Annotated in this window: 9 protein-coding genes; 7 read left to right on the top strand and 2 right to left on the bottom strand. The window is 70.5% G+C overall.

All coding sequences use genetic code 11. The features are described from left to right. Nucleotide 1: 1 nt before the first annotated feature. The 4 genes from FB561_RS03935 to FB561_RS03920 all read left to right on the top strand — a co-directional run bounded on the left by FB561_RS03935 (nucleotide 2) and on the right by FB561_RS03920 (nucleotide 2,533). Nucleotides 2-937 carry an NAD-dependent epimerase/dehydratase family protein gene (locus FB561_RS03935; RefSeq protein WP_202880536.1) on the top strand — a complete coding sequence of 312 codons (936 nt, stop codon included), beginning with the start codon at nucleotides 2-4 and terminating at the stop codon, nucleotides 935-937. A 103-nt stretch (nucleotides 938-1,040) separates the two neighbouring features. Beyond that, on the top strand, nucleotides 1,041-1,301 hold the full coding sequence (locus FB561_RS03930) for a hypothetical protein (RefSeq protein WP_145803106.1): 261 nt from the start codon (nucleotides 1,041-1,043) through the stop codon (nucleotides 1,299-1,301). A gap of 9 nt (nucleotides 1,302-1,310) precedes the next feature. Continuing rightward, the gene (locus FB561_RS03925) at nucleotides 1,311-2,129 is read left to right on the top strand and encodes a DNA/RNA non-specific endonuclease (protein WP_145803104.1); all 819 of its coding nucleotides are present in this window, start codon (nucleotides 1,311-1,313) and stop codon (nucleotides 2,127-2,129) included. Next, nucleotides 2,126-2,533, top strand: coding sequence for a hypothetical protein (locus FB561_RS03920; protein WP_145803102.1), 408 nt, complete (start codon nucleotides 2,126-2,128; stop codon nucleotides 2,531-2,533). The genes FB561_RS03925 and FB561_RS03920 overlap by 4 nt, the downstream gene beginning before the upstream one ends. A gap of 11 nt (nucleotides 2,534-2,544) precedes the next feature. Here FB561_RS03920 and FB561_RS03915 read toward each other — a convergent pair whose 3' ends face one another. Together FB561_RS03915 and FB561_RS03910 are read right to left on the bottom strand one after the other, a co-directional pair. Then, nucleotides 2,545-3,552, bottom strand: coding sequence for a hypothetical protein (locus tag FB561_RS03915; protein WP_145803100.1), 1,008 nt, complete (start codon nucleotides 3,550-3,552; stop codon nucleotides 2,545-2,547). Next, the gene (locus tag FB561_RS03910; RefSeq protein WP_145803098.1) at nucleotides 3,545-4,174 is read right to left on the bottom strand and encodes a hypothetical protein; all 630 of its coding nucleotides are present in this window, start codon (nucleotides 4,172-4,174) and stop codon (nucleotides 3,545-3,547) included. The genes FB561_RS03915 and FB561_RS03910 overlap by 8 nt, the downstream gene beginning before the upstream one ends. A gap of 247 nt (nucleotides 4,175-4,421) precedes the next feature. Between FB561_RS03910 and FB561_RS03905 the strand changes: the two genes are divergently transcribed. The 3 genes from FB561_RS03905 (at nucleotide 4,422) to FB561_RS03895 (ending at nucleotide 13,168) form a co-directional block, all read left to right on the top strand. Next, complete coding sequence (locus FB561_RS03905; protein WP_145803096.1) at nucleotides 4,422-5,384, top strand: LLM class F420-dependent oxidoreductase; 963 nt, start codon at nucleotides 4,422-4,424, stop codon at nucleotides 5,382-5,384. Between the two features lie 210 nt (nucleotides 5,385-5,594). Further along, entirely contained in the window at nucleotides 5,595-9,305 is a 3,711-nt protein-coding gene (locus tag FB561_RS03900; RefSeq protein ID WP_238334632.1) for a S8 family serine peptidase, read from the top strand. Nucleotides 9,306-9,487: 182 nt separating this feature from the next. Continuing rightward, complete coding sequence (locus FB561_RS03895) at nucleotides 9,488-13,168, top strand: S8 family serine peptidase (protein WP_145803092.1); 3,681 nt, start codon at nucleotides 9,488-9,490, stop codon at nucleotides 13,166-13,168. Nucleotides 13,169-13,259: the final 91 nt, after the last annotated feature.

The raw sequence follows: 13,259 nt of genomic DNA, 5'->3' as shown, positions 1-13,259 counted from the left end.
CTTGGTCACCGGCGCGGCCGGTTTCGTCGGATACGCCGTTGCCAGTCGCTTCGTGGAAGCGGGCTGCGAAGTGCACGGATTCACACGCAGTGGTGCCGGGCTGCCCTCCGGCGTCGAGCCCGTCCACGGCGACCTGCTTGCCGAGGATTCGGTCCGGAAGGCTGTCGCGCAGGTGGCGCCCGAGGTGGTGTGCCACCTGGCTGCTGCTGTGCGCGTCCGCGAGTCACGGACCGATCCAGTGCGGTACTGGCGGACAAACGTCGGCGGAACCCTGGCCGTGCTGGACGCGCTGGCCGAGACCGGTTCGGGGTCGGCGAAGCTGATCCTCGCGTCGACCTGCGCGGTGTACGGCGAACCCGAGCGGCAACCCATCGGCGAGAACGCCGAGCCGGCACCGAGCAACCCGTACGGTGCCGGGAAACTCGCCGCTGATCGGGCGGCTGCGGATCTGGCAGCCACCGGAGCCATCGGCGCCGTCAGTCTGCGCTCCTTCAACGTCGCCGGTGGTCTTCCAGAGCATCCGGACCGGGACGAGTCACGGCTGATCCCCAAGGTCGTCGCGGTGGCGCAGGGCCGGGCCACGGAGTTGGTGGTCAACGGAGACGGTACAACGGTCCGCGACTATGTCCACGTGCTCGACATGGCGGACGCATTCCTCGCTGCTGTTGGTGTGTGCGAACCGGGGCAATGGCAGGCCTACAACGTGGGGGGCGGTGGCCGGACCCGGATCGTCGATGTCATTGCCACCACCGAGCGTCTGACCGGCAAGCCGTTGCCCGTCCGGCATCAGGCCGGCGCCGCCGAACCACCCGAGTTGATCGCGGATCCCCGTTCTTTCCAGCGGGCCACCGGTTGGTCGGCTCACCGCTCGGGGCTCGAACAGATCCTGGGGGATGCCCTGGCGGCGGCCCGATCGGCATATGCGCCGGGCGAATAGTCGGATCCGGAATATCTGCTCTTCGACTGGCCAGCTACTGCCGCAGCGGTGCCGGTCCGGGTGTTCTGGGAGTACGTCACCCTCCCGGAAGTGAGGCACTTTCATGTCGGACATTCAGGTTCTCAAGGGCCAGCTCTACCAGATCACCACGGAGGCCAAGCAGGCCGCAGGCAGCCTGGGCGGCTTCGGCCAGAAGTTCGGACAGCACATCGCTCAGGTGCAGAGCCTCATCGCCGGAACCACGACGGGCGCCGACCGAGATATCGCGCAGCTGCTGGACGCTGCCGCCCGTTCGCTCGGTCAGGCCGTCGAGTCGCTGCAGATCGCGGCCGATGGATGCAGTCGCTATGCGGATCAGATCTGACTCAGGCCGATGCCGTCCGATCTCGAGCGAGTCGCGGCGGGACTCGTCGCCTGCTTGAACCAAGTGCCTCAGGTGGTGCAGTACCTCCACCGGCTCGCCCGCCAGTGTCGGGAGAGCGCCGCGTTCCTCGGCGGTTTCGCCAGCAGCAATCCAGCAGCTCGGACGGCGGCACTTCAACTCGATGAGGCGGCCCGGCGCTGCGAAGAGGCAGCCCAGCTCGCTGCTGAGGCACCCGTCAAGGCAGGGGCGTGGGCGCAGCAGATGGTTCGCTCCGGAGCCGAGCGGCCGGTCAACGATCGCCTGCATCGTCCGGGCGCAGCCGACCCGGGCGTTGTCGAGCTCGACACCGCGCGCGAAGAGCACAAGCGTCTCCTTGATCAGCCGCCGGCGGACTCGACCGTTCGGGTGGATCGGAAATTCACCTACCGCACGGATGAGCAAGGCAGAGTCGTCTCGGCCCGGACCACGCTCGACGAGCTGGATCTGGACCATCCGCGGGACGCCGGTGCCCAGCGACGGCTGATCGGGAAACTCCCGGGCGACCACGCCGGGCACCTGTTCGCCCGGATCTTCCGTGGTCCCGGGGGCACGATGAACCTGGTCCCGATGGAGGCCATCAAGGTCAACCTCGGGCAGTACAAGGTCCTGGAGAATCGGTGGCGGAAGATCATCGAAGCTGGCGGCACCGTGGAAGTGTTCATCGAACTCAATTACCCCGAGGCGAGCGTCCGCCCGGACATCATCGACGTCGGATACCGTCACGACGGCCGGCTGAGGTGGGTCTCGATCGTCAATTCTCCACGGCAGAAGGGTGACAGCACACCATGAAGGACGAAGCGCAGGAGTCTCTGACCGCTGTGGCGAAGGCGCTCGCTCGGGCGGCGTCGGCGGGCTGGACGCGGGCCGAGTTGCGGATCACGGCTGCGGGTGGGATGACCGAGACCGAGGTTGATGTGCAGTTGGCTGATGGGTCGGTCGACACCTCGGCTGGGCTCGACCGGGAGGGCCGGGTTGCCGCGTACGAGTTGCGGGAGCGGATGTACGAGGTGGGGAAGGGGAGTTGGTACAACGCGCGGGTCGTGTTGGTGCCTTCGGGGGAGGTTTCGGTGGAGTTCGACTACGAGCGGCCGCCGTTCGACGGGGATGCTGATGCTGAGCTTTTGATTGCGGATCAGGAGTCTTGGCCGCGGGACGCCGAGCTGCTGCCTGTCTGGCACCCGTCGCGGGGTTGAGGCCTGCTGCCTCAGAGGGTGAGGCCCTCGGACTTGGTGGGGGTCTTGGCGGTGGAACTGGTCGTGGCTGCGCTTGTGGGGGAAGGGGATCCTGGGCGGGCTAGGCCGGTGGTTGAGTGGGTCAGGGCTTGGTTGGTTTCGTGCCAGGCTGCTGCTCTTTGGTGCTGGGCCGCGTGGGTGCGGATGAGTTCCGGGAGCTGCTGGGTGGCTTGCTCGATCTTCTGAAGCATTCGCTCACCCGACCTGGCCGAGGTGGTGCGGCGATCTTCCGGTGGGCCGGTGATGCGGTGGAGGGCGGAGAGGTCGGGGCTGATGGCTTCCCAGGTTCTCTGGTAGACGGCCTGGTGGAGTTCGGGGGTGAGATTTCCGCCGAGGTTGGTGAGTTCCTGGCCGATGTCGCTCGTGCGGACCACCATGTCGGTGACCACGTTGACCTTGCCGATCGCGTTCTGTCCGGCGAGGAGGCGGAGGACCTCGTCGCGGTCCAGGCCGGTGCGTTCGCCGAGGCCTTCGGCGAGGACGGTGACCGCCGGCGCGAACCGGGCGTACCCCTCGTCCGTCCGCACCTGGTCGATCCCCGGGGCCACTTCGTCGAGGCCGAGGTCGGTGATGAAGTCGTCCAGGTGCTGGTGCGCCCAGGCTTCGGTGGCGCCCTCGTCCAGCGCCTGGATCGCGGGGTCGGTGAACGCCTGCTCGGCGTGACCGTGTTCGGTGCCCTCGGTCGCGAGCAGGTGGGTGTTCTCGTGCAGCACGATCTGCAACGCGCGGCGGAACTCGGTCAGCTGCTCGGCGGAGTGCTGCCGCCCCGGCTCGGCGAAGAGACGGTCCAGCGGCTCGCGGACCGCCGGACCGAGGGCGAGGGATCCGTCCCAATCGGCGACCGCCTCGGTATCGCGGTGCGGGTTGTCCACCACCTGGCCGTTCCACGACGAGTGGTGGGCGCCGGACAGCCGTACCGCGGTCTCGGCCTGGCGCGCGAGGAACTCGTCCAGCGTGCGCACGGTCGGGCGGTCATTCACGCGCACCAGGATGCCTCGCCGCCGGGCCACCGCCACCGCCGCCGAAGCCGCCAACGCCGAGCACGGTCGGCCACATCGCCGGACGCGCGCCGAGCCGGAGCCGGAAGCGGGCCAGCTCGGCCACGGGGAGCTCGACGGTACCGACCGGGGTCGCGCGGTGCGATCGGACCCAGCTGACCAGGTCCTCGGGCCGGTCGATGTCGGCGGTGAAGTGCACGAGATTCACGTACCAGATGTCGCGCGTGAAGTGATCCCGCTCCAGCCAGGCGTCCTCGCCGAGCGCGGAGGCGAAGAGGTCGGCGAAGCGGCCGGCCGCGTCGTCGAGCGGGCGGGCGGCGGCCATCACGGTGGCCGGCGTCAGCGTGAGACCGGTGATCTCAAACCGCAGCGCACCCACCTTCGCCGCGGCCACCTCCAGCGCCGTCCGATAACGCTCGACCGCCGGGTCGTCGGCCGGTACCTCGTCCCTGTACCGCTCCAGCGCGCGCACCGTGAAGTGGGCGGACCCGGTCTGCCCGGTCTGCCAGTGGTCCGGGCCGGCCAGGTCGGCGGCCGTCTCGGTCAGTTCGTCCAGGCGCCGGCCGACCGGGTCGTCGGCGGGTGGCCGAAGGATCACGCTCACCGGCCAGCGGCCGCCTTCGACGGGTGGGGTGTCGCGGTTGTGGGTACCTGCGGCGATGCGCGGCGCGGCCTCGGTGAAGAGCAGGTCGAACTTGTCGATGGTTCTCGCCTCCGTTCCGCCCCGTACGACGCCACCCGGGCGAGCCGGGTTCGGCGCGGGATTGAGAAATCCGGGTGCTCGGACTGAGAAGGATTCCCGTCCGCCGGATGGTGGACCGGTTCAGCCGAGCCGGGAAAGGATGGAGACCATGACCACACGTTTCGGGATTTTTGTGCCGCAGGGCTGGAAGATGGACCTCGCCGGGATCGCCGACCCGGTCGAGCAGTGGGAGGCGATGACGGACGTCGCCAAGCGCGCGGACGAGGGGTCCTGGGACTCGATCTGGCTGTTCGACCACTTCCACACGGTGCCGGAGCCGAGCGACAACACCACGTTCGAGTGCTGGTCCGCCACGGCGGCGCTGGCCCGCGACACCGAGCGGGTGAACATCGGCCAGATGGTCGGCTGCAACGGGTACCGCAACCCCGCGCTGTACGCGAAGATCGCCTCCACCGTCGACGTCGCCAGCCACGGCCGCCTGTACGCCGGGATCGGCGCCGGCTGGTACGAGCACGAGTGGAAGGCGTACGGCTACGAGTGGACCGACATCCCGGAGCGGATGGCCGCCTTCCGGGAGGCCACCGAGATCATCCACAAGATGTGGACCGAGGACAAGCCGGTCTACAACGGCAAGCACTACTCGATCGACGCGCCGATCAACGAGCCCAAGGGCGTCCGCAAGCCGCACCCGAGCTTCTGGATCGGCGGCGGTGGCCCGAAGGTCACGCTGAAGCTGGTCGCGCAGTACGGTGACGCCGCGAATATCGGCGGTGGCAACCCCGAGGTGATCAAGGAGAAATGCGACATCCTCCGGGAGCACTGCCGCAAGGTCGGCCGGGACTACGACGAGATCATCAAGTCGACCAACTTCAACATCTTCCCGATCGACAAGGGCGACGACCCGCAGAAGGCGACCGAGAAGGCGCTCGGCCCGATGAACCGGGAGCGGTTCGACCGGGACAACCTGATCGCCACCGAGGACGAGATCGCCGACAAGGTGGAGGCCGCGCTGGAGGCCGGCGCCGACTACGTCATCTTCTACGTTCCGGGTGTCGCCTACGACCTCGACCTGGTCGACCGGGCCGAGCAGATCGCCAAGCGCTTCGCCTGACCCGGCCGGCGCGCCCGTCCGCGCGCCCTGCCGCAGCACTCCCGACGCCGCCGGTGGTACCGACCACCGGCGGTGTCGTGCGTTCCGGGCTGACCGGATCAAGTCATGGCAGGTGTCCGCCAGGCCGGACCGTGGACCGTGGCCAGGAGCAACGGTCACGCTCGGATCCGATGGCTCCGCGACCGTCGGAGCATCGGGAGGTCTCTCTACGTGCGAACATCACGTCGCGTCGCCGGCCTGGTCCCGGTCGTGGCCGTGGGCGCTCTGCTGGCGTCCCTGGCCGCGGTCCCCGTGACCGCGGCGGCACCACCGCCCCCACCGAACCCGCCCACGGCGAACCCGGCCCACCGTACGCCGGGGGCCGAGACACACCGGGTCACCCTGATCACCGGTGACGTCGCGGAGTACACCAGCGAACCCGGCGGGCAGCACTCCGCCCGGTTGCTGACCGGCGAGAACTGGTTCCTCAGCCGGACCGACGGCAAGCTGACGATCGTGCCGCCGGCGGCGTACGGCCTGGTCGCGTCCGGCCGGTTGGACCAGCGGCTCTTCAACCTCACCGATCTCGTTGCCCAGGGCTACGACGACGCCAGGACGGCCACCCTGCCGCTGCTGCTCACCGGCGACACGGCTCCGCGGGCTCCTCAGGCGGCGACGACCCGCCGGACCCTGGCCGCCGCCGGCGCGACGGCGGTGTCGGTCCAGAAGTCCGAGGCGACGCGGTTCTGGCAGGGGCTGCAGGGCGGCAACCTGCGGAGTACGGGCACCGAGAAGGTCTGGCTCGACGGCCGGACCCACGCCACCCTCGACCGGTCCACCCAGCAGATCGGGGCCCCGACGGCCTGGCGGTCCGGGTACGACGGCCGCGGCGTCAAGGTGGCCGTCCTCGACACCGGCTACGACCGGAATCACCCGGATCTCAAGGACCAGGTGATCGCGGCGAAGAGTTTCGTCCCGGATCCCGACGTCCAGGACAAGCACGGCCACGGTACCCACACGGCATCCACGGTCGCGGGCCTCGGCGCCGCCTCGCAGGGCAAGCGCAAGGGGGTCGCGCCGGGTGCGGACCTGCTGATCGGCAAGGTCCTGAACGACAACGGGGCCGGCCTCGACTCCGAGGCGATCGCCGGGATGGAGTGGGCCGTCGAGCAGGGCGCCAAGGTGGTCAGCATGAGCCTCGGGACCGACCTGCCGTCGGATGCGTCGGACCCGATGAGCCAGACCGTCGAGCGGCTGTCCGAGCGGACCGGAGCCCTCTTCGTCGTTGCCGCGGGCAACACCGGCCTGGAGGAATTCATCGGCAGCCCGGCCGCGGCGTCGCATGCGCTCACCGTCGGCGCCGTCGACCGGAACGACAAGCTCGCGGCCTTCTCCAGTCGCGGACCGCGGTACGGCGACGGCGCGATGAAGCCCGAGGTCACCGCCCCCGGCGTGGACATCGCCGCCGCACGGGCCGCCGGGACGAACACGGGGCGCAACCTCAGCGAGTACTACACGACGATGAGCGGTACGTCGATGGCCGCCCCGCACGTGTCCGGGGCGGCCGCGATCCTCGCGCAACGGCACCCGGACTGGACCGGCCGCCAGCTCAAGGCGGCCCTCGTCGGCTCGGCCCTCTCGACGCCGGGCACCTCACCGCTGGCCCAAGGGCTCGGCCGCGTCGACGTGGCGAAGGCCCTGGCTGCCAAGGTGGTCGCCGACGACGCGACCGTGCTCTTCGGCGACCTCTCCTGGACCGGTACGGCGCCGCCGCCCGTCACCCGGACCCTGACCTACCGCAACCCAGGGACGAAGCCGCTCACCCTCGACCTGACCGCCGACGTCCGCACCCCGGCCGGTGTCCGGCCGAAGCTCAAGGTGACCCCGGCCGGCCTCCGGATCGCGCCGGGCGGCTCCGCGACGGCCACCGTCACCCTCGACCAGGCCGCCACCCCGCCGGGCAAGTACTCCGGCGCGATCACCGCGCGGTCCGCCGGGTCGACGTACCGGACCGGGGTCGGCTTCACCGCGGGCGGCAAGCTGCACCGGATCACGGTCGACGCCGTCGGCCGGGACGGCAGGCCCGCTCCCTCGACGACGGGCATCCCCAGCGGGGCGCACCTGTGGAACCTGGATACCGGCCGGGCCGAGCTGACCACGTTCGATCGGGACGGCCGGCACGTGTTCGAGGTACCGACCGGCCGGTACAGCCTGATGGTGTTCGTGATCGGCCTCGGCCCCGACGGGACGATCGCGACCGAGACTCTGCTCGGTCAGCCGGAACTCACCGTGAACTCGGACCGCGCGCTGTCCTTCGACGCCCGGCAGGCCCACCGGATCGACATCCGGACCCCGCGTCGTGCCGATCTCGCCACTGTCGGGCTCGCCTGGAGCCGGCACAACGGGGACCGGTTCGCGACGGCGGGCTGGCGGCTCGGGACCAGCGTGACCGATGTGTACGTCCAGAACTTCGGCAAGCCCAGGACCGGCAAGTTCCAGATCCTGCAGCGCTGGGACCTGGTCGAGCCGATGGTCACCGTCGACGTGAACGGCTCCGGTGGCTTCCGGCTCCGGACGCCCGAGCCCGCGGCGTACCACCTCCCGTACGTCGGATCCGGGGCGCTCGGGTTCCACGATGGCGGTACCGGGGAGCCGGGTGAGCTGGACGGCGCGGACGGCAAGGTCGCGCTGCTGCGGTGGAAGGGCATCTTCGAGACCGTCAACCAGGTCCGCGCCGCCCGCGACGCCGGGGCCAGGCTGGTGCTGCTCTACAACGAGACACCTGAACTGTGGTCCGCCGACGCCACCGAGGTCGGGCTCCCGGCGTACATGATCAGCCGCCAGGACGCGCATCGGCTGCTCGGGCTGAAGCCGGCGACGCTGCAGGTGACCGGACTGCGGAACAGCACCTACCGGTACGACCTGGCGATGGCGCCGGAGGTGGTCCGGAACGGGCTGACCTACGACCTGGCGAAGCTGCGGCCGGCGGAGCTCACCACCACCTTCCACCGGAACGCGAGCTGGCCGACCCATGTCGAGAGCCGGAAGGCGTACCTGGACGGCATCCCGTTCAGCCTGGAGTCGATCCGCACGGTGAACGAGGACCACGTCCGCACCGACTACGTCTACGCCGACAGCGCGGGCATCCAGTGGTCCGAGGAGGCGATGGGTGGAGCGGAAGGTCTGAGCGGCCGCGAGCTGACCGTCCCCCGGGCCTACCGGGCCGGTGAGCGCGTCGGCAAGGACTGGTGGGTCGCGATCACCCGGCCCGCGGTCCCCGCGATCGCGGGTGGCGAGGCGGACGGCCTGCCGGCGGCCCGGTTCGAGGACGCGCTCCGCGTCGCCGTCCCGCAGCACGTGAACGGAAACCGCTCGGTGTACGGCTGGAGCGACAACAAGCTCGACCGGTCGACGCTGGTCCTGCGCAGCAACGGCCGCGAGCTCGGCCGGCGGGACTGGTCGACCGCCGCGTTCCCGGTGCCGAAGCAGACCGCTTGGTACGACCTCAGCCTCGACGTCCGGCGCGCGCCGAACACCTGGGCGACCACGTCCATCGCGACGCACACCGAGTGGAGGTTCCGGTCCGGGACGACGAAGACCCGGGCGGTGCTGCCGTTGGTCCAGGTGGACTACTCGCTGGAGACCGGCCGCGACAACGCCGTCCCGGCCAAGGGCGGTAGCCGGCTCGTGCTGACACCCGGGTACCAGCCGGGTGCGTCCGGGCCCGGGTTCTTCCGGACCACGGCTGAGATCTCGTACGACGGGTCGTCGTGGCACCGGTTGTTCCTGCTGCCGGTGGACCTGCGCGGCTCGGTCGGCGCCCGGCTGCCCGCGGTTCCGGCCGGGACCGGCGCCGTGCACCTTCGGGTGACCGCCACCGACCTGGCCGGCAACCGGGTCGGCCAGCAGATCGAGAAGGCCTGGCTGGTGGAGCAGAACTAGGTCAAGATCGCCGGCCGGTACCCAACCGATCGGACCCGGGCCGCCACCCCACGGCGGCCCGGCTGACCAGAAGTGGTCATGGCGGATGTCGGTCAGGGTCATCGATGGACTGTGGCTGAAGGCAACTGCCAGGCTCACGGCGTTGGCTTCGCGCCCGTCGGGGCCAGGGAGGTAGGCCGCCGATGCCTTTGTCACGACGCGCGACCAGCATGTTCTCCGCGGTGATCGCCGCCGCGGTTCTGACCGCCACGCAAGCGCTGGCGGTCCCCCCGTCCGGTGGTGCCGGCTCCCCGTCCGGCACCACCGGGCCGGGCGGGGCAGCGGATACCCCGGGCGGTTCGACGCACCGGATCACGCTGATCACCGGCGACGTCGCCGAACTCACCAGTACCGCGAACGGCCAACGGTCTGCCCGGCTGGTCGGCGGCGGCAGTTACTACTTCGGGGACTTTGACGGCGAACTGACCGTCGTCCCGACCGCGGCGTACCAGCTGTTCACCGAGGGCCGGCTCGACCGGCGGCTGTTCAACCTCACCGATTTGGTTGCCCAGGGCTACGACGATGCCCGGACCGCGAAGCTGCCGTTGCTGCTGACCGGCCAGGCCGCGCCGCGGACCCCGGCGAACGCGACCACCCGGAGCACGCTGAGCAAGGTCGGGACCACCGCGATCGCGGTCGAGAAGTCCCAGGCGAAGCAGTTCTGGGAGGGCATCCGCTCCGCGCCGACGTTGCGCAGTACGGGCGCCGACAAGATCTGGCTGGACGGCCGGACCCGCGCCACCTTGGACCGCTCCACCCGGCAGATCGGCGCCCCGACGGCGTGGAAGTCCGGGTACGACGGCCGCGGCGTCAAGGTGGCTGTGCTCGACACCGGGTACGACGCGAACCACCCGGACCTGAAGCAGCGGGTGAGCGCGGCGAAGAGCTTCGTCCCGGAGCAGGAGGTCCAGGACCGGCACGGTCACGGCACCCACACCGCGTCGATCGTGGCCGGTCTCGGCACGGCGTCCGGTGGTCAGCGCAAGGGCGTCGCCCCGGGCGCGGACCTGCTGGTCGGCAAGGTCCTCGACGACAACGGAATCGGTATGGACTCCGAGGCGATCGCCGGGATGGAGTGGGCCGTCGAGCAGGGCGCCAAGGTGGTCAACCTGAGCCTCGGCGGGTTTCCGACCGACGGCACCGACCCGATGAGCGAGGCCGTCAACCGGCTGTCGCAGTCCAGCGGTGCCCTGTTCGTCATCGCCGCCGGCAACTTCGGGGTCGAGGAAGGCATCGGGACGCCCGGCGCGGCCACCGAGGCGCTGACCGTCGGCGCCGTGGATCGCGACGACAAGCTGGCCGCGTTCTCCAGCCGCGGCCCCCGCCAAGGTGACGGTGCGCTGAAGCCCGAGGTGACCGCGCCCGGCGTCGACATCGCGGCAGCCCGGGCAGCCGGGACCGAGGAGGGGTTCAAGCTCGGCGAGTACTACACCTCGATGAGCGGCACGTCGATGGCGACGCCGCACGTCGCCGGGGCGGCCGCGATCCTCGCCCAGCGGCACCCGGACTGGTCCGGGTCACAGCTGAAGGCCGCGCTCGCCGCAACCGCGATCCCGAGCAAGACGGCGACCACTTCGCAGCAAGGACTCGGCCGGATCGACATCCCGCGCGCGCTCGACCCGAAGATCCTGCCCGACACCGCGAACCTGTTCTTCGGCGACCTGTCCTGGACCGGCTCGGAAGCGCCCGCCCCGGTCAGCCGTAAGGTTGCCTATCGCAACAACTCGCGGACCGCACAGACCCTCGACCTGTCCGTCCGCGCCACCTCGCCGGGCGCCGTGGACGCGGCCGTCACGGTCACCCCGAAGAAGCTGACCGTCCCGCCGGGCGGGACCGCGACCGCGATCGTCCACCTCGACGTCGCGAAGACCAAGCCGGCCAGGTACGCCGGGGAGCTGGTCGCCCGCGCCGGCGGCACGGAGTACCGGACCGGACTCGGTTTCGCGGCCGGCGGACGGCTGAACCAGGTCACCGTCAAGGCGATCGGCCGGGACGGCCGGCCCGCGGCGGCGACCCCGCTCACCAACAGCGGGGTGCAGCTGTGGAACCTCGACACCGGTGACGTCACCGCGGTGACCTTCGACCCGAACGGCAGCCGGGTCCTCGACGTGCCCACCGGGCGGTACAGCGTGATGGCGTACGTGATGGGCGGCGACGAGGCCGGCTGGACGAACAAGGTGAGCCTGCTCGGCGACCCGGAGACCCGGATCGAGGCGGACCGGACGATCACCTTCGACGCCCGGAAGGCGCACCCGGTGACCGTCCGGACCCCGCAACGCGCGGACGCCGCGAGTATCGGGATCGCGTGGCATCGCAAGGCCGGTGATCGGCAGGCGGTGTCCGGGTTCGGCTTCAGCGGCGACGTCGCGAACGGCGTGTTCGTGCAGGACTTCGGCAAGGTGAAGGACGGCACGTTCCAGCTGGTGCAGCGGTGGGACCTGGCTCAGCCGATGATCACCGTCGACGTGACCGGACCGGGCGGATTCCGGCTGCCGACTCCGCGTGGCGGCACGTTCCGCAAGACGTACGTGGGCAACGAGAAGCTCGAGCTGGTCGACGCCGGGGACGGGACCGCGGAGGAGCTGAAGGGTGTCGCCGGCAAGATCGCGCTGATCCGCTGGCGGGACTACGACCAGACCTTCGGCCAGGTGGAAGCCGCCAAGAACGCCGGCGCGAAGGTGGTCCTGCTGCACAACGACCAGCCGGGCTTCTGGAGCGACGCGGCCGAGACCGGGATCCCGGTGTACCTGCTCCGCCAGACCGAAGGCGCCAAGCTGCTCGGCCTGCTCGAGCAACGACCGGTGACGCTGCAACTGACCGGGTTGCAGGACAGCACCTACCGGTACGAGCTGGCCGCTGGTCCGCAGCAGGTCAAGGGCGGGCTCACGTACGACTTCGCCCGGATGCGGCCGGCCGCGGTGACCACCAACTACCACGGCAACGACGCGTGGTTCCTGCACGTCGACCAGCGGTCCGCGTACCTGCCCGGGCTCTCGACCGGGCTCACCTCCACCCGGGACGTGACCGGTCCGGTGGCGCGGACCGACTACCTGGCCAGCGACGTGTCCGGGGTGACCTGGAATGAGAAGACGGCCGCCGGGGAGTGGAACGAGTCCGGCTTCGAGTACTCCGTGGGCCGTGGCTACCGCCCGAACGAGCGGGTCACCCGGGACTGGTGGGCGCCGATCACGCGGCCGGCGATCCCCGACCTCACCGGCGGTGAGACCGAGGGACTGCCGGTGGCCCGGTTCGAGAACGCGATCCGGGTGGCGATCCCGCAGCACGTGAGCGGTGACCGGTCGGTGTACGGCTGGAGTGACAGCCGGGGCGACGTCACCGACCTCAAGCTGTCGAGCAACGGCAAGGAGTTGGGCCGCAAGGACTGGTCCGTCGCCCAGTTCCCGGTCCCGGCCGGGACGGCGTGGTACGACCTCAGCCTGGACGTCCGGCGCGCACCGGACACCTGGGCGAAGACCTCGACCGCGTCGCACACCGAGTGGCGGTTCCGCTCGGGGACGGCGAAGTCGCGGGACGTCCTCCCGCTCGTCCAGGTGGACTACCGGCTCACCGGCAACCGGCTGGAGCTGCGACCCGGGTACCAGCCGGGGGCTCGCGGTGTCGGTCTCTTCCGGACCACCGCGGAGCTGAGCTACGACGGCAAGACGTGGCACCGGCTGCCGACGTGGGGCCTGTTCGGTCCGGTCACCGCGACGGTGCCGACGGCCCCGGCCGGAGCGACCGCCGTCCACCTCCGGGTCGCCTCGACCGATGCCATCGGCAACAAGATCGTGCAGACGATCGAGAACCCGTGGCCGGTGCGCTGAGGGCAAGTAAGCGCTTGACCTAGAAGAAAAGGGCGACGCCACGGAGCTGGGGGGAGGTGCTCCGTGGCGTCGCCAGGGGCGCGCCAAGGGG

Source organism: Kribbella amoyensis (genome assembly GCF_007828865.1).
GTDB lineage: Bacteria > Actinomycetota > Actinomycetes > Propionibacteriales > Kribbellaceae > Kribbella > Kribbella amoyensis.
This window is presented reverse-complemented; position numbering and strand designations above follow the sequence as displayed.